This is a genomic window from Enterobacter sp. SGAir0187 (assembly GCF_002952735.2).
GTDB classification, from domain to species: domain Bacteria; phylum Pseudomonadota; class Gammaproteobacteria; order Enterobacterales; family Enterobacteriaceae; genus Enterobacter; species Enterobacter quasiroggenkampii.
Genome location: NZ_CP025034.2, coordinates 204,834 through 227,479 on the forward strand (window position 1 = coordinate 204,834; position 22,646 = coordinate 227,479).

The 22,646-nt window shown below is 53.2% G+C and carries 22 protein-coding genes and 2 pseudogenes; 11 read left to right on the top strand and 13 right to left on the bottom strand.

The genetic code is table 11. The annotated features are described in order from the left end of the window. The first annotated feature begins 141 nt into the window (after nt 1–141). From CWR52_RS00965 to silA, 4 genes are read left to right on the top strand one after another with little or no spacing between them, the layout of a single operon-like run. On the top strand, nt 142–1,527 hold the full coding sequence (locus tag CWR52_RS00965; protein WP_104948540.1) for an efflux transporter outer membrane subunit: 1,386 nt from the start codon (nt 142–144) through the stop codon (nt 1,525–1,527). A 28-nt stretch (nt 1,528–1,555) separates the two neighbouring features. Further along, a complete protein-coding gene (gene cusF / locus CWR52_RS00970; protein ID WP_104948541.1) occupies nt 1,556–1,897 on the top strand; it encodes a cation efflux system protein CusF in 342 nt (113 codons plus the stop codon). Between the two features lie 11 nt (nt 1,898–1,908). Next, nucleotides 1,909–3,159, top strand: coding sequence for an efflux RND transporter periplasmic adaptor subunit (locus tag CWR52_RS00975; RefSeq protein WP_104948542.1), 1,251 nt, complete (start codon nt 1,909–1,911; stop codon nt 3,157–3,159). A 10-nt stretch (nt 3,160–3,169) separates the two neighbouring features. Further along, nucleotides 3,170–6,310 carry a Cu(+)/Ag(+) efflux RND transporter permease subunit SilA gene (gene silA / locus CWR52_RS00980; RefSeq protein WP_104948543.1) on the top strand — a complete coding sequence of 1,047 codons (3,141 nt, stop codon included), beginning with the start codon at nt 3,170–3,172 and terminating at the stop codon, nt 6,308–6,310. A gap of 30 nt (nt 6,311–6,340) precedes the next feature. Here the strand turns inward: silA and CWR52_RS00985 are convergent, their stop codons facing one another. After that, nucleotides 6,341–6,787: a hypothetical protein gene (locus CWR52_RS00985; protein ID WP_252152180.1), complete on the bottom strand. Its 447-nt coding sequence runs from the start codon at nt 6,785–6,787 to the stop codon at nt 6,341–6,343. Between the two features lie 301 nt (nt 6,788–7,088). On the opposite strand from CWR52_RS00985, the gene CWR52_RS00990 reads away from it, so the two are divergent. The 3 genes and pseudogenes from CWR52_RS00990 to CWR52_RS23540 all read left to right on the top strand — a co-directional run. Further along, nucleotides 7,089–7,415, top strand: a complete 327-nt coding sequence (locus CWR52_RS00990) for a Silver-binding protein (RefSeq protein WP_104948544.1) — start codon at nt 7,089–7,091, stop codon at nt 7,413–7,415. A gap of 336 nt (nt 7,416–7,751) precedes the next feature. Beyond that, nucleotides 7,752–7,826, top strand: a pseudogene (locus tag CWR52_RS23535) (hypothetical protein); the annotation flags it as partial. A gap of 48 nt (nt 7,827–7,874) precedes the next feature. Then, a pseudogene (locus tag CWR52_RS23540) lies at nt 7,875–7,979 on the top strand (NUDIX hydrolase); the annotation flags it as partial. 38 nt (nt 7,980–8,017) lie between these two features. Here the strand turns inward: CWR52_RS23540 and CWR52_RS01000 are convergent. Further along, nucleotides 8,018–8,791: a DeoR/GlpR family DNA-binding transcription regulator gene (locus CWR52_RS01000; protein ID WP_104948545.1), complete on the bottom strand. Its 774-nt coding sequence runs from the start codon at nt 8,789–8,791 to the stop codon at nt 8,018–8,020. An 86-nt stretch (nt 8,792–8,877) separates the two neighbouring features. Here CWR52_RS01000 and CWR52_RS01005 point away from each other — a divergent pair, with 86 nt between their 5' ends. Together CWR52_RS01005 and CWR52_RS01010 are read left to right on the top strand one after the other, a co-directional pair. Further along, entirely contained in the window at nt 8,878–9,462 is a 585-nt protein-coding gene (locus tag CWR52_RS01005) for an NUDIX domain-containing protein (protein ID WP_104948546.1), read from the top strand. A gap of 306 nt (nt 9,463–9,768) precedes the next feature. After that, nucleotides 9,769–10,461, top strand: coding sequence for a helix-turn-helix transcriptional regulator (locus CWR52_RS01010; protein WP_048030459.1), 693 nt, complete (start codon nt 9,769–9,771; stop codon nt 10,459–10,461). Between the two features lie 14 nt (nt 10,462–10,475). On the opposite strand, the gene CWR52_RS01015 is transcribed toward CWR52_RS01010, so the two are convergent. Continuing rightward, nucleotides 10,476–11,114, bottom strand: coding sequence for an acyl-homoserine-lactone synthase (locus CWR52_RS01015; RefSeq protein WP_104948547.1), 639 nt, complete (start codon nt 11,112–11,114; stop codon nt 10,476–10,478). 439 nt (nt 11,115–11,553) lie between these two features. Here CWR52_RS01015 and tam point away from each other — a divergent pair, with 439 nt between their 5' ends. Beyond that, on the top strand, nt 11,554–12,312 hold the full coding sequence (tam, locus tag CWR52_RS01020; protein ID WP_104950876.1) for a trans-aconitate 2-methyltransferase: 759 nt from the start codon (nt 11,554–11,556) through the stop codon (nt 12,310–12,312). 5 nt (nt 12,313–12,317) lie between these two features. Here the strand turns inward: tam and CWR52_RS01025 are convergent, their stop codons facing one another. The 8 genes from CWR52_RS01025 to CWR52_RS01060 all read right to left on the bottom strand — a co-directional run bounded on the left by CWR52_RS01025 (nt 12,318) and on the right by CWR52_RS01060 (nt 19,354). Next, complete coding sequence (locus CWR52_RS01025; protein WP_104948548.1) at nt 12,318–13,508, bottom strand: cytochrome c biogenesis protein/redoxin; 1,191 nt, start codon at nt 13,506–13,508, stop codon at nt 12,318–12,320. A 137-nt stretch (nt 13,509–13,645) separates the two neighbouring features. Beyond that, on the bottom strand, nt 13,646–14,947 hold the full coding sequence (locus tag CWR52_RS01030) for an ATP-binding protein (RefSeq protein ID WP_104948549.1): 1,302 nt from the start codon (nt 14,945–14,947) through the stop codon (nt 13,646–13,648). Then, nucleotides 14,944–15,684 carry a response regulator gene (locus CWR52_RS01035; protein WP_032647230.1) on the bottom strand — a complete coding sequence of 247 codons (741 nt, stop codon included), beginning with the start codon at nt 15,682–15,684 and terminating at the stop codon, nt 14,944–14,946. Before CWR52_RS01035 ends, CWR52_RS01030 begins: the two co-directional genes overlap by 4 nt. Nucleotides 15,685–15,728: 44 nt before the next feature. After that, complete coding sequence (locus tag CWR52_RS01040) at nt 15,729–16,724, bottom strand: alpha/beta fold hydrolase (RefSeq protein ID WP_104948550.1); 996 nt, start codon at nt 16,722–16,724, stop codon at nt 15,729–15,731. Between the two features lie 145 nt (nt 16,725–16,869). Continuing rightward, on the bottom strand, nt 16,870–17,310 hold the full coding sequence (locus CWR52_RS01045) for a GNAT family N-acetyltransferase (RefSeq protein ID WP_104948551.1): 441 nt from the start codon (nt 17,308–17,310) through the stop codon (nt 16,870–16,872). A gap of 12 nt (nt 17,311–17,322) precedes the next feature. After that, on the bottom strand, nt 17,323–17,793 hold the full coding sequence (locus CWR52_RS01050) for a GNAT family N-acetyltransferase (protein WP_104948552.1): 471 nt from the start codon (nt 17,791–17,793) through the stop codon (nt 17,323–17,325). Between the two features lie 11 nt (nt 17,794–17,804). Then, entirely contained in the window at nt 17,805–18,392 is a 588-nt protein-coding gene (locus tag CWR52_RS01055) for a hypothetical protein (protein WP_104948553.1), read from the bottom strand. After that, nucleotides 18,392–19,354, bottom strand: a complete 963-nt coding sequence (locus CWR52_RS01060; protein ID WP_104948554.1) for a hypothetical protein — start codon at nt 19,352–19,354, stop codon at nt 18,392–18,394. The genes CWR52_RS01055 and CWR52_RS01060 overlap by 1 nt, the downstream gene beginning before the upstream one ends. Before the next feature lie 176 nt (nt 19,355–19,530). Between CWR52_RS01060 and CWR52_RS01065 the strand changes: the two genes are divergently transcribed. Beyond that, a complete protein-coding gene (locus CWR52_RS01065; RefSeq protein ID WP_047075363.1) occupies nt 19,531–20,079 on the top strand; it encodes a GNAT family N-acetyltransferase in 549 nt (182 codons plus the stop codon). Here the strand turns inward: CWR52_RS01065 and CWR52_RS01070 are convergent. Together CWR52_RS01070 and CWR52_RS01075 are read right to left on the bottom strand one after the other, a co-directional pair. After that, nucleotides 20,067–20,981, bottom strand: coding sequence for a bestrophin family protein (locus CWR52_RS01070; RefSeq protein ID WP_104948555.1), 915 nt, complete (start codon nt 20,979–20,981; stop codon nt 20,067–20,069). The genes CWR52_RS01065 and CWR52_RS01070 overlap by 13 nt on opposite strands. A gap of 200 nt (nt 20,982–21,181) precedes the next feature. Then, nucleotides 21,182–22,633: a tagaturonate reductase gene (locus tag CWR52_RS01075; RefSeq protein ID WP_104948556.1), complete on the bottom strand. Its 1,452-nt coding sequence runs from the start codon at nt 22,631–22,633 to the stop codon at nt 21,182–21,184. Nucleotides 22,634–22,646 lie beyond the last annotated feature (13 nt).

Sequence of the window (22,646 nt, forward strand, 5' to 3'; positions counted from 1 at the left end):
TGATGACATTCTATGGCGCCCGCCACCGTTCACAATGACTTACGTTAAAAATGACAACATTGTCATTATCCCGTCACCCGTCAAACAGGAAGCGTTCAGTAGAGTAGCCCTAAAAATACTCTGGACTTCATTTGAACCGTTATGTTCCTGATAAAACGAGTTAGCATCAGCACGGTATTTATCCTGGCAGGCTGCGTCTCGCTGGCTCCCGACTATCAGCGCCCGGCGTCACCGGTCCCCCAGCAGTTTTCGCTTTCACGCAACGGCCTGACGCCCGCGGTGGCGGGGTATCAGGACACCGGCTGGCACACCTTTTTTGTCGACCCGCAGGTAGCCGGGTTGATTACGGAAGCCCTGAATAACAATCGCGATGTAAAAATGGCCGCCCTGAAGGTTGAAGAGGCGCGGGCGCAGTTCAACGTGACGGATGCAGACCGTTATCCTCAGCTGAATGCGTCTTCGGCTATCACGTACAGCGGCGGGCTTAAAAGTGACAAATCCACCACGCAGCAGTACGACGCGGGCCTTGCGCTTAGCTATGAACTCGACTTCTTCGGCAAGCTGAGGAACATGAGCGAGGCTGACCGACAAAACTATTTCGCCAGCGAAGAAGCCCGTCGCGCCGTGCATATCCTGCTCGTCTCTAACGTGTCGCAGAGCTATTTCAACCAGCAGCTGGCGTATAAACAGCTGCGTATCGCGCGGGAAACGCTGGAAAATTACCGGCAGTCTTATGCATTCGTTGAGCAACAGCTGGTGACGGGCAGTACGAACGTCCTGGCGCTGGAACAGGCCCGGGGACAGATCGAAAGCACGCAGGCAGAGATTGCCAAACGAGAGGGAGAGCTGGCGCAGGCCAATCATGCCCTGCAGCTGCTTCTCGGGACGTACCGTGCGCTGCCGGGCGACAGCGGCATGAACGCCAGCGATATTGCGCCGGTAAAACTCCCGCCTCATCTTTCCTCAGCGATACTGCTGCAGCGGCCGGATATTATGGAGGCGGAGTATCAGCTTAACGCGGCCGAGGCGAATATCGGCGCCGCGCGTGCCGCCTTTTTCCCGTCAATTTCCCTGACCAGCGGGCTTTCCACAGGCAGCACGGAATTATCAAGCCTGTTCACCGCGGGCAGTGGGATGTGGAATTTTATCCCTAAAATCGAAATTCCCATTTTCAATGCGGGCAGGAATAAGGCCAACCTGAAGCTGGCTGAAATTCGTCAGCAGCAGTCGGTCGTGAATTACGAACAAAAAATTCAGTCCGCCTTCAAACAGGTTGCCGATGCGCTCGCGCTGCGGGACAGCATTAACCAGCAGCTCGCTGCGCAACAGCGGTATCTTGATTCGCTACGCATCACCCTGCAACGGGCCAGAGGGTTATATTCCAGCGGGGCGGTCAGCTATATCGAAGTGCTTAATGCGGAACGTTCTCTTTTCTCCACGCAGCAAAATATTCTCGACCTTATTTATGCCCGGCAGGTTAATGAAATTAATCTTTTCACCGCGCTCGGCGGCGGTTGGGTCGAATAACGGTATTTAATTAAACAGGAAAATAAATATGCGCAATTCACTTAAGGCTATTGTATTCGGTGCGATCTCTATTGTGTTTTCTGCTGGCCTCCAGGCTGAAGTTCATCAGCACGAGGGGATGAATGCTGCCAGCGAAGGGAGCTCAGAGCAGCTCATTACCGGGACCGGTATCGTGAAAGACATTGATCTCACGAATAAAAAAGTCACGATTTCTCATGAGGCCATCCCGTCGATTGGCTGGCCCGCGATGACCATGCGTTTCACCTTTATTGAGGCCGATGAGAGCATCAACGCCTTAAAAGTCGGCAGTCACGTTGATTTTTCATTTGTTCAGCAGGGCAATATCTCTTTACTGAAGAGCATTAAATAGCGAGATACGGCATGGCCTCATTAAAAATAAAATATGCTGCCATGATAGTCAGCAGCCTTATTGCGGGAGGGCTGATATCCGTGACGGCATGGCAGACACTTTATTCATCTGAAAAAACAGCAAATAGCGTTGCGGAAAGAAAGGTCCTTTTCTGGTATGACCCGATGAAGCCTGACGTGAAATTCGACAAGCCCGGTAAATCACCGTTTATGGATATGGATCTGGTGCCGAAATATGCGGATGAAAATGACGATAAAAGCGGCACCGGAATACGTATCGACCCGACACAGGTTCAGAACCTGGGATTAAAAACGCAAAAGGTGACGCGCGGAACGCTGAATTATGCCCAGACGATCCCGGCCAACGTTAGCTATAACGACTATCAGTTTGTCATTGTGCAGGCGCGTGCGGAAGGGTTCGTGGAGAAAGTGTATCCGCTGACGATCGGCGATAAGGTGAAGAAAGGCACGCCGCTGATTGATATTACCATTCCGGACTGGGTCGAAGCGCAGAGCGAGTTTCTGCTGCTCTCCGGCACCGGTGGAACGCCAACGCAAATAAAAGGTGTGCTGGAGCGTCTTCGCCTGGCGGGTATGCCGGATGAGGATATTCAGCGGCTGCGTGCGACCCGCACTATCCAGACCCGGTTTACCATCAGGGCGCCCATCGACGGGGTGATCACGGCCTTTGACCTGCGCACCGGGATGAATATCTCGAAAGATAAGGTCGTGGCGCAAATTCAGGGGATGGATCCGGTCTGGATCGGCGCGGCGGTCCCAGAATCGATTGCGTATCTGCTGAAAGATACCTCGCAGTTTGCTGTTTCGGTACCGGCCTGGCCGGATAAATCCTTCCCGGTTGAAAAGTGGAGTCTTCTGCCGAGCGTGGATCAAACCACCCGTACGCTGCAGGTGCGCCTGCAGGTCTCCAACAAGGATGAGTTGCTGAAACCGGGCATGAATGCCTACCTGAAGCTGAATACCCAAAGTCAGGAAATGCTGCTGATTCCGTCTCAGGCCGTTATCGATACCGGCAAAGAGCAGCGCGTTATTACCGTTGACGCTAACGGGAATTTTGTACCGAAAAGGATCCACGTTCTGCATGAATCTCAGCAGCAGTCCGGCATTGGTAGCGGACTGGAAGAGGGGGAGTCAGTCGTCGTCAGCGGTCTGTTCCTGATTGACTCGGAGGCCAATATTACCGGTGCGCTGGAGCGCATGCGCCACGCTGAAACCCCTGACGACGCCCATTCTGGCCATTAAGGAGACGATGATGATTGAATGGATTATCCGGCGGTCAGTGGCTAATCGTTTCCTGGTTATGATGGGGGCGCTGTTTCTCAGCGTCTGGGGAACATGGACCATCATCAATACGCCGGTCGATGCCTTGCCCGATCTGTCTGACGTTCAGGTGATTATCAAAACCAGCTATCCCGGCCAGGCCCCGCAGATTGTTGAAAACCAGGTGACCTATCCACTCACCACCACCATGCTGTCGGTTCCCGGCGCGAAGACCGTGCGCGGCTTTTCGCAGTTTGGTGATTCGTATGTCTATGTCATTTTTGCAGATGGCACTGATTTGTACTGGGCCCGTTCGCGCGTGCTGGAGTACCTGAACCAGGTTCAGGGCAAACTCCCTGCTGGCGTGAGTTCCGAGATCGGCCCGGATGCCACCGGCGTGGGCTGGATATTTGAATATGCGCTGGTGGATCGCAGCGGAAAACACGATCTCGCCGAGTTGCGCTCATTGCAGGACTGGTTTCTGAAGTTTGAGCTGAAAACGATCCCGAACGTGGCCGAGGTGGCCTCCGTCGGCGGCGTGGTGAAGCAGTATCAGATTCAGGTTGACCCGTTAAAGCTGGCACAGTATGGCGTCAGCCTGCCGGAGGTTAAGCAGGCCCTTGAGTCGTCTAATCAGGAAGCAGGGGGATCGTCCGTAGAAATCGCGGAAGCGGAGTATATGGTCCGGGCCAGCGGCTATCTGCAGACCATTGATGATTTCAATCACATCGTCCTGAAAACCGGCGAGAACGGCGTACCGATCTATCTGCGTGACGTTGCCCGCGTACAAACGGGGCCGGAAATGCGCCGCGGCATTGCCGAGCTGAACGGGCAGGGTGAAGTGGCGGGCGGCGTAGTGATCCTGCGTTCGGGTAAAAACGCGCGTGAGGTCATCACGGCGGTGAAAGATAAGCTGGAGACGCTGAAGGCCAGCCTGCCGGAAGGTGTTGAGATTGTGACCACCTACGATCGCAGCCAGCTCATCGACCGGGCCATTGATAACCTGAGCGGCAAGCTGCTCGAAGAGTTTATCGTGGTGGCCATCGTCTGCGCGCTGTTCCTCTGGCACATTCGCTCAGCGCTGGTGGCGATTATCTCTCTGCCGCTTGGCCTGTGTATTGCCTTTATCGTCATGCATTTCCAGGGACTCAACGCCAATATCATGTCGCTGGGAGGCATTGCCATTGCCGTCGGCGCGATGGTGGATGCCGCTATCGTGATGATTGAGAATGCGCATAAACGGCTGGAAGAGTGGGATCACCAGCATCCGGGGGAACAGATTGACAACGCCACCCGCTGGAAGGTGATCACCAACGCCTCTGTCGAGGTTGGCCCCGCGCTCTTTATCAGCCTGCTGATTATCACCTTGTCCTTCATTCCTATCTTTACCCTTGAGGGGCAGGAAGGGCGGCTGTTTGGTCCGCTGGCCTTCACAAAAACGTACGCCATGGCGGGCGCGGCCGCGCTGGCCATCATCGTGATCCCCATTCTGATGGGATTCTGGATCCGGGGTAAAATCCCTGCCGAGACCCGTAACCCGCTGAACAGACTGTTGATTAACGCCTATCATCCGCTTCTGATTCGAGTGCTCCACTGGCCTAAAACAACCCTGCTGGTTGCGGCATTATCCATCTTCACGGTGATCTGGCCCCTGAGCCAGGTGGGTGGCGAGTTTTTACCGAAGATCAACGAAGGCGATCTGCTGTATATGCCCTCGACATTGCCAGGCGTGTCTCCGGCAGAAGCGGCGGCGCTCCTGCAGACCACGGACAAACTCATCAAAACCGTGCCTGAGGTAGCGTCGGTGTTCGGTAAAACCGGTAAAGCCGAAACGGCCACGGATTCCGCGCCGCTCGAAATGGTCGAAACCACCATTCAGCTTAAGCCTGAGGATCAGTGGCGACCCGGCATGACGATTGACAAGATCGTTGACGAGCTCGATAAAACCGTTCGTTTGCCTGGCCTGGCGAATCTCTGGGTTCCGCCCATCCGCAACCGCATCGATATGCTTTCAACCGGGATTAAAAGCCCCATTGGTATCAAGGTGTCAGGTACCGTTCTGGCTGATATCGACGCCACGGCGCAGCGCATAGAGGCAGTCGCCAAAACGGTGCCGGGCGTGGTGTCTGCCCTCGCTGAACGTCTGGAAGGCGGGCGCTACATTGATGTCGATATCAACCGCGAAAAAGCCTCCCGCTACGGGATGACGGTGGGCGACGTGCAGCTGTTCGTCTCCTCGGCCATCGGCGGCGCGACGGTGGGGGAAACGGTGGAAGGCGTCGCCCGCTACCCGATTAATATTCGTTATCCTCAGGACTACCGGAACAGCCCGAACGCGTTGAGGCAGATGCCTGTCCTCACGCCGATGAAACAGCAGATCACGCTGGGTGATGTGGCGGATATCAACGTGGTTTCCGGCCCCACGATGTTGAAAACGGAGAATGCCCGACCTGCGAGCTGGATTTATATCGATGCCCGCGGCAGGGATATGGTGTCGGTAGTGAACGACATTAAAACGGCCATCGGTCAGAACGTGAAGCTGAGGCCGGGTACCAGCGTGTCATTTTCCGGACAGTTTGAACTGCTTGAGCACGCTAACAAGAAACTGAAGCTGATGGTGCCGATGACGGTGATGATCATTTTCATTCTGCTCTATCTGGCGTTCCGTCGCGTGGACGAAGCGTTGCTGATCCTGATGAGCCTGCCGTTCGCGCTGGTCGGCGGGATATGGTTCCTCTACTGGCAGGGTTTCCATATGTCAGTCGCAACCGGTACCGGGTTTATCGCCCTGGCCGGGGTGGCAGCAGAATTTGGGGTGGTCATGCTGATGTATTTGCGTCATGCCGTTGAAGCGCATCCGGCGTTGTCCCGCCAGGAAACATTCACTGAACGAGGGCTTGATGAGGCGCTTTATCATGGCGCGGTGCTGCGTGTGCGGCCAAAGGCAATGACCGTCGCGGTGATCATCGCGGGTCTGCTGCCCATTCTCTGGGGTACCGGTGCCGGGTCAGAAGTCATGAGCCGGATAGCGGCGCCCATGATCGGCGGGATGATTACAGCACCGCTGCTATCGCTGTTTATTATTCCTGCGGCGTATAAGTTAATTTGGTTGCGCAGACATAAAAAGCCATAAAAAAACCCGCCGGTAGCGGCGGGTTTTTGCTTAGCGCGCCTTGCTGATCAGTTTGCGCCAGGCTCTGTTATTCAGAGTAAATAGCAGCATCTTATAGAAAGCGGTAGAGAGGATACAGCTGCCGCTAAGCCCCAGCATGACAGTACTCACCATCGCAGCGGTCAGAGTGACGCCCGGAGCAGCGCTACCGCTCAGCGCGGCCAGCAAATAGGCTGCCGTTAATACCAGACTCATCACCGCCAGCGTAAGATGTAACCGCACGGCGCGCATGCTGCCTTTGCCAATCATAAACATCGTCACGCCGTTAAGGCCAGCAAACAGGAGGGCGATCAGCACAACCCACACGAATACGCGTTCGGCTGGCTGGCCGAGTGCGGCGAGTACGCCATAGCCCAACCACAGCTGAGGAATCGCGAAGCTGACAATTACCCCGAGAGTACTGATTGCCGCCGGAATACCCATGGTGTGTAGATCCACAGGTTTGCCCATTTCTTCAGCCAACTGAGTCTTTAGCTGTTGCAGCTGTGTCGGGGAAGTATTGCTTATGCTGGTAGCCACCTCGTTACAGTGTTGCAGGCGACGGGATGCTCTTCTAATTATTTGAATAATCAAAGTTTTGCCTCTCTCACTCCTTGAGTCCCGGAACAGGGTAGGGATTAAGCCCCAAGAGTGACAGAAATGTCACTCGCCAGTCATGCGATAAACAGCGGCCGGTTTTTATAATTCATTATAAAGAAGGCCACCAACTGTTGAGCACTTTAATTTCGGAGATACAACCATGAAAAAGTTCCTTTTATCTGTTATTGCCATCCTGGCGGTTTCTGCATCCAGCTGGGCTGCAGAGACAAACAACAACGAGCAGGCAGCAATGACTCATGACATGATGCAAAACAACACAGAAGCTGCACACCAGAGCATGGCTGACATGCATAAGAAGATGATCAAAACCGGTCCATGCAGTACTAACGAAACAGCGACGTCGTTTTCCGCGATGAATGAACACGAGAAAGCGGCGATTGCACACGAAACGGCGAATAACGGACAGTCTTCGGCTAGCCATCAGCAGCAGGCGCAACAACATCGTCGCCAGATGACAGAGAATTAATCGGCAGCGAAGCCTCTCATTGATTATTGACGTTACTCATACGCTCCTTAAAAAAGGGGCGTTTGTTAGTGGGAAGGCCGGGTTATCACGTAGAGAATCGAGACTGGGTTATTGGCATATCGTATTTAACATAATATACATTATGCGCACTAACGTATAATTCCTCAAAATCTGGATTTATTCGGTCGTGATTGTCCTGAACCATTCCGAGCTCGTGCAGTCGCCTTTTCACGCGTTCATGCTGATATGATACCCACACAACCCAACATCTGCGTTTACACATGGTTGAAAGACGTTTGATATACTTCAGCCTTTGACCACTGCTGCCGTAAACTTATGGAAATTGAATTAGATAAAAGTGTCAGAGAAAGGATTTTCCACGCCGTCATTTTTGAAGTGACGGCCAACGTTATTATCGCGCTGTCGCTTGCCTGGCTGATGAACGTGTCGGTACTCCATTATCGTATTGCCGGTGCGTCTAAAGGTGCCGATATGGACATTGAGGTAGCCAGAAAATATGGTCTCAGCGTGTATACCGCGCTTGAGGACATTCCAGAAGCGTAAGCCAGGATGCCAGCCAGCCTGACGTCAAAGGCTGGCTGTCAGAGGCGGTCACGATCTGAGGTCAGCACGACGGATACCCCCTTTTCCGATAACGCGCGGATCCACTCCTTATCCGTACCGTCTTCAACGACAATGGTATTCACTGAAGATACATCGCCAATCACGAACGACGACGCGGTGTTGATCTTTTCCGGAGACGCCAGAACGACCGTTTCCGCGGATCTGCCGGAAAATGCACGTTTGATGCATGCCTCTTCGAAATCACCGGTTGTCAGCCCCGCATCGGGATGAATACCGGTCACCCCCATAAAGAACAGGTCTGCATGTATATTCTCTATGCCTTCGATGGCCGCAGCGCCGACCGCAACAATCGAGTGTTTATACAAGCGTCCGCCGATTAAAATCACCTCAATGGAAGGATGATCAACGAGCCCCAGAGCAATACTTGGACTGTGCGTCACCACGGTGATGCGCAAGTCAGGAGGGAAAAACGTAATCAGCTCCGAGGTAGTCGTGCCACCGTCGATAATCACCACCTGGCCTGATGAAATCAGCTGTGCTCCTTTCCGGGCCACCCTTTTTTTCGCATCCATCTTCACGGATTGCCGTTCTGCAAACGGAGCTATAGCGGAAGATGACGGCAGCGCGCCGCCATGAACACGTTGCAAACGCCCTTCTGCCGCCAGCTCGCGCAGATCGCGCCGGATGGTGTCTTCAGAGACGTCAAAGAGAATGCTGAGCGCTTTTGACTGGACCTGGCCTTCGGCTCCCAGCTTTTCAAGGATCAATTGTTTTCGCTGACTGGTGAGCATAATGGATTCCTGATGTTGCATGTTTCATCTTGAACATGCATGATATTGCTGTTTATGATCATTACTCTACGTAAGGAGGAACAATCGTGCAATCAAAACGTGCAGATGTGCGCATCATCGACAGTGAAACCCTCTCAGACAACTGGTACGTCCTTAAAAAATATACCTTTGACCTGCAGCGACGTGATGGCGAATGGCAACGGCAGCATCGGGAAGTCTATGACCGTGGCAACGGCGCGACGATTCTTCTCTATAACCGAGAGAAAAAGACGGTGATCCTGACGCGCCAGTTCCGCTTCCCTGTCTTTATCAACGGCCACCAGGACGATTTAATTGAGGCTGCCGCGGGATTGCTGGACAACATGGATCCCGAAAGCCGCATAAAAGCAGAAGCGGAAGAAGAGACCGGCTTTAACGTTTCGCGCGTGCAGAAAATCTTTGAAGCCTATATGAGCCCAGGCTCCGTCACGGAAAAACTCTATTTTTATCTTGCCGAGTACCAGCCAGATGACAGAACCGGCGCAGGCGGTGGGATCAAGGCCGAGGGTGAAGATATCGACGTGCTGGAAATGACGCTTGAAGAGGCATTACGCAGCATTGAAACGGGCAAGATTGTCGACGGTAAAACCATCATGCTGCTGTATCATGTTGCCCTGAAAGGTATTCTGTAACCTACTGGTTTACATCCTGATTTGAAGGCGCACGAAATCGGTACGCTTGTGCGCTACCCGGATGAAAAGCGGAAAACCTCCTAAATTTTGCAGTCTACTATATTTAGTGAACGATTCCGAAATTCGATAAAATCATCAATTATTCCCTGAGTCACCTGCATTTATCATTCAAAAATGCCAAACGTTCACGAGGCTGCCTGCTGAGGTAGCCTGTCTTGTCGGTTGTCTGGATTAAAATGCGACTCGCTACAGATAACGAAGCATATTATACTTGGTCCTCCACTCGAACAGGAGGCAGCAACTCACGTGAAGGATACATATTACAACGACATAACGATCAACACGCAAATTCAGAGTGAGCTGGACGCGTTTTTTGAGGATTTCAAAGGCATCGTCTTCGCCTACGCTATTATGAACAAGAAAGATCCTTCGCAGATGAGGATACTCAATAATAGTCCCGAGTGGTTTAATATCTATCTTGAAAGAAAATATCAGTTCATTGACCCTGTCATTATTCGGGCTTTGCGCTGTGTTGACGATTTTTTCTGGGAAAGTGATGTCGTCCTGTCGGATGGTTACAACCTGACACGCATTTTCGACGAAAGTGTCCAGTATGATATTTACCAGGGACAGACCTTTCCTCTGCATGACTATCTGAATAATCTTGTGGTCTTATCCGTCATCAGTCCTAAGCATTCTGGCATTGACATAGAGAAATATCGACCGCAATTTCTACGCTTCCTTGTTCAGTTACATCAGAAAACACTCAATCTTTATAGTCAGCATCAGCAGAAGAAGAATGTTTTCTTATCGCCACGCGAGCGCCAAATCCTTAAATGGGTCAGCGCCGGGAAAACGTACGCAGAAATTGCGGTTATTTTGTCTATTGCTGAGCGCACCGTTAAATTTCATATGGGCAACATAATGAAAAAACTCGGTGTAAATAATGCCAGACACGCAATAAAACTTGGAACGGAACTCCGGTTACTGGAGGACTGAGCCTCAGCCACTGGTTATAAATGGCGTAAATGCTCGAGCATTTCGCGAAGCCAGTGACTGGATTTATCTTTGCTAATAATGTCTTCAATAATGCTGGGGCTGGCAGGCATATAAATATAATAAATAACCTCCCCTTTTTCAGAGACACCGCGCTGAATTACTTCAACTTTCCAGTTTGCATGGCGAAATATGGCATACATACCACGACTGGCTACTGCGTACATCCCGTGATATTTTTTCTTTATGCAATAAATATTCATTGCAAGAAACAATGCTTTACTGGCGGGCACGCCCTGCAGACTTGCAGAGTCTCGTGTTTCTTTATCTAAAAATAAACGGCTTACTTCACAGCAGGGAACATCTTCTGGAAAAACAATGGGATTATCGAAATAGTTGTGAAAGATTTCGCTTATCATTGTTGGCTGCGTTGCGTTAATAAATCGCGCGCCGCATAACAGCTGTCCATCATACATCCCCAGCAAGTATGTCGTGTTATGGGAATCAAACTGATCCTTTTCCATACCTTCGATGCATTCCACTTTCCAGTCGAGTCGGTCCCGAAAAGTTTTTCTTCTGAGTCGGTAGAGTTCGTGTGCTAATGCTGGTGGTAAATCATCGTAGTCGTGTAAAAAAAATTCAATGACAGAATTCATGCTCTTGTTCCTGATAATAACACCTGAAACTATTATCACCTGTCTTTAAGGACAGCTTTCATTGTGCCGCATATTCCCTATACTTAAAAAGTACCTGACCACGAAGTTCTCGCAAAACTAAGCGGTCAGGAGGTCAAAGACCTACGAAACACCAGGGATATACCCATCGATGATTATCTAATATTTAAAGTTTCGGGTACAGAGCATAAGAAGCACTTTGCCGATAAAATATTAAAAAACAATAATCACAAAATAATTACAATAAAAACATTGCCCCTTAATCTTTTAAGGGGTAATATTTACGTTTGCTTATTTTTTCTACCTTCCCTTCGTTTCACTGACTTTGCTGATTTTATCTGCCCAAAACCCTCGTCGGTACCGCTTTACAGACATCTGCCTGTGCTATTCTTGCTGAATGATGTAAGACGGAGAATTGATGATGGCAGACTGGAACCCTTCTCTTTACCTGCAATTTGGCGCAGAAAGAACGCGTCCAGCCGCCGAATTGCTCGCCAGGATTCCTCTGGATGAGGCTGCGACTATCGCCGATCTGGGCTGCGGTCCAGGCAACAGCACGGCGCTATTGAAGCATCGCTGGCCTTCTGCGCACATCACCGGGGTCGATAACTCCCCTGCTATGCTCGAGGAAGCACGCGCCGCCTTACCTGACTGCCACTTTGTTGAGGCCGATATCCGGCAGTACAAGCCCGGTCAGCCGCTGAGCCTGATTTATGCCAACGCGTCGCTGCAATGGGTTCCGGACCATTACGATCTTCTGCCGCATCTTGTCTCCCTGCTTAAGTTAAATGGCGTGCTGGCGATCCAGATGCCCGACAACTGGCTGGAACCCACTCATGCGGCGATGCGTGATGTGGCGCTGGAGCAAGACTACCCAGACCGGGGCCGCGAACCTCTGCCGGGCGTACATGCTTATTACGATATACTGTCGGAGGCGGGCTGTGACGTGGACATCTGGCGGACAACCTATTATCACAAAATGAGCTCTCATCAGGCCATTATTGACTGGGTAAGCGCCACCGGCCTGCGCCCCTGGCTCCAGGAACTGAACGAGAGCGAGCAAAAACGATTCCTGAAACGCTACCATGAGTTGCTGGAAGAGCAGTATCCGCTCCAGGAAAACGGGCAGATACTGCTGGCTTTTCCTCGGTTGTTTATCGTGGCTCAACGCCAGCCCTGATCCGATTATGACCGGGCTTCTTTGAGCAGCTGCTGGATAACCTTTTCCTGCTGCGCATAATCACCCTCGCCAAAAGCGGTATAGCGCAGCTGCCCTTTGGCATCAAAGTAGTAATGCGCTGGCCAGTACTGGTTGCCGAACGCATTCCAGATTTGATAGTTGTTATCCGTCACCACCCGATACGGCAGTTGCCATTTATTCACCGCATCTTTAACCGACGAAAGCGGTTTTTCCCAGGGGTATTCCGGGGTGTGAACCCCAATCACCACCAGACCCTGCGATTGATACTTTGTGGCCCACTCCCGCACATGTGGGAGCGTATGCTGGCAATTAATACAGTCCCAGGTCCAGAAATCAATCAGAACAACCTTCCCTCGCAAGGATTCAGACGTGACAGGGTCACCGTTAATCCATCCTGTTCCACCGCTTAGCGAAGGCAGCTGGCTGCTGGGCTCAGCGATTGCCACCGGTTGGAGTTTCACCGTCGCGGGTGTGGGTTTTGCCAGGTTTAAGAGCGCGGTCTCAAGACGGTCTGTGACGCCGTTAGCGCCTTTCAGCAACGAGGTCATCCCCGTCGCATTCAGGACGACTGCCGCTAACATTGCCACCCCCGCCCCCTGACGCAGCTTCGCCATGAATGCCGATTTTGCTCTCAGCGGGGTCATGAGCGTGCGGCCTCCTATGGCGAGTAATCCCAGCATCAGCGCGCATCCGCTGCCATAGGCGGCCAGCAGTGCGCCCGTGGCGATGGCCGAGTGGCCCGCGATATTAATGCTGAAAATAGCGCCCAGGATGGGGCCCGCGCAGGGAGACCAGAGTAGCCCGACCGCAAGCCCGGCCAGAAAAGCCGATGCCATTCCGCGCGTTTGCCCGCTTCGGGTGTTGAGAACATTTCCCGCGCTGACGGCCGGACCGGCAATACGCTGGGCGAAAGACGGGAAAATTAAGGCCAGCGCGGCGGTGGCCAGAATGACGAGCGAGCTCCAACGCCCGACAATGGTCGCCTCTGTTATCCACTCGCTGGCGACGGTGACGATCATCGCCACCAGGGTGAACATCACGACCATCCCTGCGAGCAGGGCAAGAATATCTCGTCGTTGCCCCTGAAAACCGGCAAACAGGAGTGGAATAACCGGGAGCGTACATGGGCTGAGCAGGCTTATCATCCCGCCCAGAAAAGCGATTAACAGAAACATAATGACCTCACATTACACGTCCTGCGACACTGCAGTGAGGCTATTTCATCGTCCTGATGTGTTCAGGATATGTGTAAACGCGCGGTTTTTGTCTGGCTCTGTATCACCCAGGCCAGGAGATACAAAGCCGTACAATTTTACGAACGACGCGGAAGCGTAATGGCGACATCCAGCCCGCCTCCGGCGCGGTTCGCCAGCCTGAGTTTTCCTTCCAGCTGTGCGGTCAGCTGCGCGGCAATCGCCAGGCCGAGTCCTGTCCCGCCGGTATCGCGATTACGCGAGGTTTCAACCCGATAAAACGGCTGCAGAACCGCCTCCAGTTCGGCTTCGGGTATTCCCGGCCCGTCGTCCACAATGTGAATCACCACCTCTTCGGCAGACGAAATATCAATGGCAATGACGGCACCGCCGCCGAATTTCAGCGCATTATCCAGCAGGTTAGTCATCACTCTACGAAGCGCCTGTGGACGCGTGACGATCGGCAAACGGACATCGTTTGCCTGAAACTGCACGTTTTTACCAATGTCCTGATAATCGCTGGCGATGCTGTTGACCCAGGCGTTCAGCTCCAGCTTCAGCGACGTCTCTTCCAGTGATTCTGATGACCGGGCATACGCGATACCCTCTCGCACCAGACGAGACATGCTATCAAGGTCATTGAGGAGTTTGTCGCGTAGTTCCGGCTCCCCGGCCATTTCGACACGCAGCTTCATGCGAGTAATGGGCGTCTGGAGATCGTGGGAAATCGAGGCCAGGATCTGTGCGCGTTCCCGGAGATAAGACTGAATGCGCGCCTGCATGGCGTTGAAGGCATGCGCTGCCCGCTGCACCTCAAGCGGCCCCTTTTCCGTCATTGGCGTACTGGCCGCCGGATCCAGCGCATCCACCGCGCGGGTAAAATGTGAAAAAGGCCGTACCACCTGCCGCACGGCGATCCAGGCGCAGACGGCCAGAACCAGCAGCTGCAGGACGAGAACGATCGGGAGCCAGCTGGCGACGGGCGGCATGCGCGGGATCAGGTCAATGGTCAGCGGCGCGCCATCGCGTAACGTAAGGTGGGCCTGAATATGCGAAATGGCGCCGGGAACCGCGGTAAAGCTAAGCGGGTAATGCGCGGCAAGCGTCGCTTTTAAGGTTCGGATAGCATCTTGCGAACGCTTATCCGTCGGCGCTGCGCCGGGTTCCCCTGTGCCCAGAATATAACGATAGTTACCTCGTTCAAGTCGAGGCAGCCAGGCGGCGCGTTCGCTGGCCGGTAAGCGGTCTAAAATGGCGACGCTGGTTGCGACATCGTTTTCCAGATTACCGAGCATCACCGTGCGCGCGCTGTGCATGCGTTCAGTCATGACCAGCGTCAGGCTCAGGGCGTTAGCCAGCAGCAAACCGGACAGTACGACGATCAGCAAACGGGCCAGCAGAGAACGTGGCCAGAGCGTCATTCGTTAACCTCTTTGATGGTCACCGGCATCGTAAAGACGTAACCTTCGCTGCGCACGGTTTTGATATAGGCGGGCGTGCGGGCATCTTCATTGAGACGCTGGCGAACCCGGCTTACCAGCAGATCGACAGAACGTTCAAACAGTTCGGCGTCACGCCCCTGCGTCAGATTGAGCAATTGGTCACGGGTCAGCACGCGCTGCGGATGGTCCAGGAAAACGCGCAGCAGGCGATACTCCGCCCCGCTGAGCGCCACAATCACCCCTTCCGGGTCGATTAAGTGGCGAGCAACGGTATCGAGCTGCCATTCACCGAACATCACCAGCCGCCCTGCTTCCGTCACTTGCAGATTGGGCGGCATTGTGCGAAAACGCCGTAAAATCGCTTTAATGCGTGCCAGAAGCTCACGGGCGACAAACGGCTTCACCACGTAGTCATCCGCCCCCATCTCCAGACCCAGGATCCTGTCCGTCTCCTCATTGCGGGCCGTCAGCATCAGGATGGGCAGATCTTTATGTTTGCCGCTTCGTAGCTGCCGGCATAGCGTGAGACCGTCATCGCCGGGCATCATAACGTCCAGCACCACCAGGTCGATATGCTGTTTGTCCAGTACGCTACGCATCTCTTTGCCGTTGGCCGCGCCCGTCGCGCGATAGCCAGACTTACCGAGATAATCGACAATCAGTTCACGAATATCCCTGTCGTCATCGACGACAAGGATGTGGTCAATATGTTCCACCGAACTCTCCAGACCGAAGGGTAACGTACTGAAAATAGCACATTTCACAGCTTATCCGCGTCGATAACTGCCTTGACGAAATCCTGCGGATCTTCCTGGGGCGGATTGTGCCCCACGGTTGCCCCGAAGGTGCGGTGCTCATATTTGCCGATAAATTTAGCTGCATAGGCCTGCGGTGCCGGATGCGGCGCGCCGTTGTTGCCGCCTTCGATGGTGATCGTTGGGACGGTGATATTCGGCAGCGTGGCCAGTTTTTGCTCGTAGCGGTCATATTTGCGCTCGCCTTTTTCCAGCCCTAAACGCCAGCGATAATTACTGAGCGTCACCGCGACGTGGTCCGGATTATCGAGGGATTTGGCACTGGCGTTAAAGACCGCATCGCTAAATTTCCAGTCAGGCGAAGCCTGCGACCAGATTAAGCGCGCAAAGTCATGCGTGTTTTTGGCATAGCCTTCAGCACCGCGGGCGGTGGCGAAATAGAACTGATACCACCACTGCTGCTCTGCTTTTGGCGGCAGCGGCTGTTTGCCAATCTGCTGGCTGCTGATGAGATACCCGCTCACCGACACCAGTGATTTTACGCGCTCTGGCCACAGCGCCGCGACGATATCCGCCGTCCGGGCGCCCCAGTCATATCCAGCAAAGACCGCCTGCCTGATATTCAGGGCATCCATCAGATTAACGATATCTTTCGCCATCGCCGAGGGCTGGCCGTTGCGCGGTGTGTTTGCTGACAGGAAGCGCGTGGTACCGTAGCCGCGCAGAGACGGCACAATGACCCGGTACCCTTTTGCCGCCAGAGCGGGTGCAACCTCGGCGTAGCTGTGAATATCATAGGGCCAGCCGTGCAATAAAATAACCGGTTGACCGTCTTTCGGGCCAATGTCGACATAACCGACATTCAGATCGCCGGCGTTAATTTGCTGGGGATGATCAAAGGCTGCGGCGACGTTTGTGCCGGTGACTTCGGCCTGACAGGACATCACGGTGCCAAGCGAAACGGTCATTGCGAGGGTTGAGTAAGCAAGTTTGCTGAACATGTTGGTATCTCCGGTTGAGTACAATTCACGGGGATATCACAACACCTCAATGTATAGCGGATATGTGCGAAAGCGGGTTTATTGCAAGCCTGTGTATGTATCCGGGACGCTGATACAGTGTGATACAAACACAGGCGCTGAAGTTTTAGAGGGAGAGACGATAGCGGACGTAATCGTCAGCTTCACCATATTTGTCATAGAGTTTACGCGCCGGGTTGTTCTCCCGGGTGACCCAGTACAGTTTCGACCACCCTTCGCGCTTGCCTTCCTCAACCAGAGCGTCAATGAGCGCCTTACCTGCTCCCGCCCCGCGTTCGGCAGCATCAACAAACAGATCTTCCAGGTAGCAGACGGGGGCCGTTGACCAGGTGCCTTCATGCAAAATGCACATCGCGAAACCGATGACCTTTTCGTCCTTCTCCACGACCCGGCAGAACATCGATGAATGCGCTGAGAGCGCCCTTTCCCACGTCGCTGCGGTGACGGATTCCTCAAGATAGCAATCATAAAAATGGGTATAGCCGTCCCACAGCGGTCGCCATTGGGAATAATCGTCTTTGTATAGCGGTCGTACCGTAACAGCCATGTTTTCCTCACATTACAGAGTAATCGCCATTTCAAAACAGCGTAAATCAGCCCCGGCCATACGCGAGTGATGATAGCTTTCGCGCAGCGTTACAAACCCCAGCTTCTGATAAAACGCCTGGGCGTTAGGCGTTGCATCAAGCGTCAGGCGGGTTATCCCCCGGCTACGGGCCTCATGTTTGAGGGCCTCGATAATCCGGGTCGCCATGCCTTTGCCGGAGGCTGCGGGCAAGGTGAAAATCGCCTCCAGGCAATGGGTATCCAGATCGAGGTAGCCGGTTGCCGCAACATCGCCCTTTTCATCTTCAACCACGTAAAAAGGGTATTCAATGACCATTTGCCGATAGCGTTCGGGCATCAGATCGGGCGTCCAGTGCGCAATGACCTCAGCGTCGTAACTGGTTTTACAGCCGTGACGAATCGCCTGGTTGCGAATGTCCCAGAGTGTTTCGGCTTCCTGTGGCGTGGCTTTTCGTAATGTCATAACCTCCCCCTTTAACGGCTTTTTAGCCGCATTTCCCGTGCCAATCTGGCAAGACGCTGAGTACGACAATAGAGCGTAAACAGAACAAAGCCGCTGCCGTTCATCACCACCCGACAAAGTAACAGCGCGAAAGATGCAATGACGTGTGGCCAGAGGCTTCCATCATGAGAAAGCATGACATGTAGAACCTGAACGAGGGTCGTTATCAGCAGGATGATGAACAACGCCATAAAGCCCGACAATCCCGACGTCTTTCCACGAGCCAGTAGTACGCTTGTCACAATGAGCGCGCCTGTCATCGTCAATGATGGTAAGAAAAAGCTCAATGCATGATGTAAAGGTGACAAAGCCTGCAACGTGCTGAGAAAAGGCAAAAGGTTTAGCGCAAACGCCACTAAAAACAGAGGTAACAGCATAGCTACCGGGTAAGGATTTTGACGCGGAAGCTCGCTGAGGGGGCGCGAAAAATATCGTTCAAGCTCGGGAGTGGAATTATCCTGAAGGCGGGTATCACGACGAGCAATAGCCTCCTCTATCTCTTTACCATGTTGCAGGAGATCCTGGAAAACCCGTCCGGTTAACAAACTCAAAAACTTCATCAGAATACCGCCAGTGACTGAATGGTACCGATAATGTATTTACCGGTCCGTGGTAAGTTACTGGGCGCTGCAATAACGCCGCTAACCGCACTTCCTGCCAATGCTGCGGCACTTGTTACCACTTGCCCAAGTTGCCGAGTGAGTTCTACCTGAACCGGCCCGGTTGGAAAGCGTTTCGGATAGAGTCCCGCGCGGATAAGAGCCTTGATTTCTTTGTTGCTTATACCGGGGTTTTGCGCGCGAATTATCAATTCGGTCAAACGAGCACGATCCTGACGAGGATAGTTTTTTAACCATTCAGTGGCTTTCAAGGAAGATATGGATTTCATTGCACGCCAGGTGGTAACGGCTTCTTTTAATGCCCCACCTGCACTTGCTAACGAAATTACATCCAGTGATGTGGAGGTGGCGACGTACCATTCTTGCGTATCGAGCCATGCAACATTTCCGCCACCGTTTTCAACCAGATCATAAATACGATAAAAACCGTTAACACATTGTAATCCGGTAGCGAGAGTACCAGCGTAGCCGATAGCCACTAAAACACCACTGCCTCCTGCGGTAAGAGGTGTTGCTGCCGTGCCTGCAAGCATTACACCTCCAGTAATGATCATCGCGCCACAGGATAGTACAGTCGACGCAAGCTCAGTACCCATGGATGTCGATGTCACAGCGTCAGTCAATGATTTACCTACGCTAGAGGTGGATGGCTGCGAGTTCGCTTTCGTTACAATTACATGGGTTACAATACCACTTTGGCCATTAGGATGACGCTGACCAGAGCGAACCAGGTAGCGTTGAGTACCATCAGAATAAATGATACCGGCCTGAGCAAATTCGCGATTACAGTCCATGGCGGAACCCAGTGCTTTGAAATCGAAATCTGCAGCCCCTAAACCAGCCATTCGCGCATAATCATAACCGGGTAGATTTGTCTCAGGATTCATTCCAGGCAAAACCATACATTATTCCTTATGTGGGTAGGTAAATTAGCCCAACTAATCTGATGGTAGTCGAACGCTCAGCAGAGCAAAATTTTGGTAGTGAATACGTTACAACGCAACTAAATAGAATGTCATATAGATGAAAATACCAGAACGCTAACAAAAGCATAACGCCTAAATAGGGAGATCCGCGCATGACGATACCGACGCTCACGACAGAACGTTTACTGCTGAAACCGCTGGTTGCGGAAGATGCCGTCCAGATACAAACGCTGTATCCGCGCTGGGAGATCGTCCGCTATATGGTCTCTTCCGTGCCCTGGCCCTATCCGGATAACGGCGCGGAAAACTATGTCAACAACGTGGCGCTGCCGGATATGGCGAAAGGGATTGCCTGGTTCTGGAGCATCCGGCGACGTGAGGTGCCGGATGAATTGATGGGCATTATTTGCCTGTACGACGTCGAGGATAACAACCGCGGGTTCTGGCTCGCGCCGGAGTTCCAGGGGCAGGGATTTATGCGCGAAGCCAGCATTGCCGCGACGGATTACTGGTTCAACACGCTAAACAAATCCGTTTTGCGGGCCCCGAAGGCCGCTGCTAACAGCCGCTCCCGTCGTATTTCGGACAGTAGCGGCATGCGGCTTATCAGGACGGAGAAGAAAGCCTACGTCAGCGGGATGCTGGACTCCGAGCTGTGGGAGATCACCCGCGACGAGTGGAACGCCCGTCAGGTCAGCTGATAGTGCTTATCCGGCACCAGCCTTTCCGGAATATTCTCTTCGTCGTTCATCTGCAGCAGATCGCGTTCCATCATGTTGCAGATGGCGTCCAGCGGCAGGTCGTTATCTTCTGTGCCAAACGGGTCTTCCAGCTCTTCCGCCAGGGTGTCCAGCGAGATAAAGGTGTAGGAGATCAGCGCCGAGACAAAGGGCGTCATGTAGTGCAGATCCACAACCAGCGCAAACGGCAGCATGATGCAGAACAGATACACCGTGCGGTGCAAAATCAGCGTGTAGGCAAACGGTACCGGCGTGGTCGCAATGCGCTCGCAACCGGACAGGACGATGGACATATCGTTCAGACGGTTATTCAGGCTGTGAAACAGGATGTCTGAGAGTTGCCCGCTACGCCGCCGTACGGCCAGCCACTCCCCCATGATCAGTAAAATACGGTTTGCCGGCGAGTTGGCGCTCATCACGTGGCGTAAATCATCCGGAGCAAGATAGCGAGAGAGCTTTTCGGCGTTCAGCTCCCGGCGCAGGGTCATCCGCAGGCAGTTGGCAAAAGCAATCTGCAGTCGCACGAATTCGCCGAGGTGCTTATCGTCAGGCAAGGTGTTTTTTACCTCGCGAAACAGCGAGCGCGCCGCTATCATCAACTGCCCCCAGAGCAGGCGAGCCTCAACGTAGCGTGAATAACAGGCATTGTTTCTGAAACCCAAAAAGATAGCGATCGCCACGCCGAGAATGCTGAATGGCGCCACGGTAAATTTGATGCCCAGCGAGGTATACCACGGCAACATCAGGATAACGGCAATAGAAAGCAGGAAATTGAGCAGCAATCGGGTATAGATCTTAGGCAGTACCGAACCGTGCCAGACAAAAATCAGTTGTAGCCAGTGCTGTTTAGGACGAACGATCATAGTGAGTTTCAGGAAAGAAAAGAGCGAGGCTATTAAACGTGATCCCCGTCACCGTTGCAAGCTTGTTAACGGGACATTGCATTTTCTCCCCTTATTAGCGAAATCCGCACAGTGCTGCATGTGCTTTTTAAAAACAAAGCTAATAGTATGTTGTAACTAAATAGATCGTATTCAAACCCGGCCGAAGCCGGGTGAACGCATTAGCAAAGCGGTTTAACCGCAGCGCGCATGCCCTTCAGCAGAATGGCATCAAGGTCCAGCGTGACCTGGTCGACAAGACCGCTTACCTGCGTCAAGTCCTGCTCCCAGTGTTCGCGTGCGCTGAGCACCGACTGCACCAGCTCACGGGTGCTCAACTGCCGATCGCGGTGCTGCGCCCAGAGCTGCTGATAGCGTTCCAGCCAGCACGCATCATCCTGCACCGGATAGCTCTCCCCGTTACGCTCCGCGCGGTAGAACGCGATTAACGCGGCTAAGGCAAACGTCAAACGTGCCGGTAATTGCCCCGTTGCCTTCTGCCCTGCCAGCAGCTGCGGCAGGATACGGGTACGGTATTTGGTCATGCCGTTAAGCGCAATGGAAAGCAGCTGGTGTCTGATGTAAGGGTTACGAAAACGTCCTGTCACCGCACTGGCGAAAGATTCCAGCTCGTTACGCGGCAAATCGAGGACCGGAATGATCTCCTGATAAATTGCTTTTTCGACGAACGCGCAGATCTCTGCATCATTCATCGCCTCGCCTACCGTATCCAGCCCGGCCTGGAAGGCGACCGGCACCAGCGCCGTATGCGCCCCGTTCAGAATGGCAACCTTGCGTTCTTTGTAGGGCCTGATGTCGTCGACAATCAGTACATTTAGCGGGTACTTATCCAGACGAAGTTCGCGGGCAAGGGATGCAGGTCCCTGAATAACAAACAGATAGAAGTGTTCGGCCGTATCCAGGAACCCATCGTGATAACCCAGCTCAGCTTCAAGCGCAGCCGCTTCGTCACGTGGATAACCCGTCACGATACGGTCAACCAGCGTCGAGCAGAAGCTGTTGGCGTCATTGAGCCACTGAATAAAGGCGGCGGGCAACGCCCACTCCTGCGCATAGCGCAAGACGAGTTCACGCAGTGCGTCACCGTTGTAGTCAATCAACTCGCAGGGAATGATGATCCAGCCCTTGTCAGCCGCACCGTCGAAGTGGCTAAAGCGCTCAAACAGCAGACGCGTCAGCTTCGCCGGGTAGCTCACCGCAGGGGCATCGTCGAACCGGTCACCTTCGTGGTAGCTGATACCCGCTTCGGTGGTATTCGAGAAAACAAAGCGCATATCTGGATTGTGTGCCAGCTTCAGGAACGCATCATACTGGTCGTAGACGTCGATTTCCCGGTTAACGGAGCGGATAAGCCGGCTTGCTCTCACCGCCTCACCCTTCTCGTTCAGACCGCGAATGAGCGTGGTATAGAGACCGTCCTGCGTATTCAGTGACGGCGGGAAGTCGCTCTGAATCGGACGGACGATAACCACGCCGGCGTTAAGATCGGTATGTTCGTTTAACAGGTCAATTTGCCAGTCGACAAACGCGCGCAGGAAGTTGCCTTCACCAAACTGAATGATGCGTTCGGGATACAGAGCACCGGGAAAATCGCGACGGTTGAGCGTGTTCACAAGAGGTTCCTTT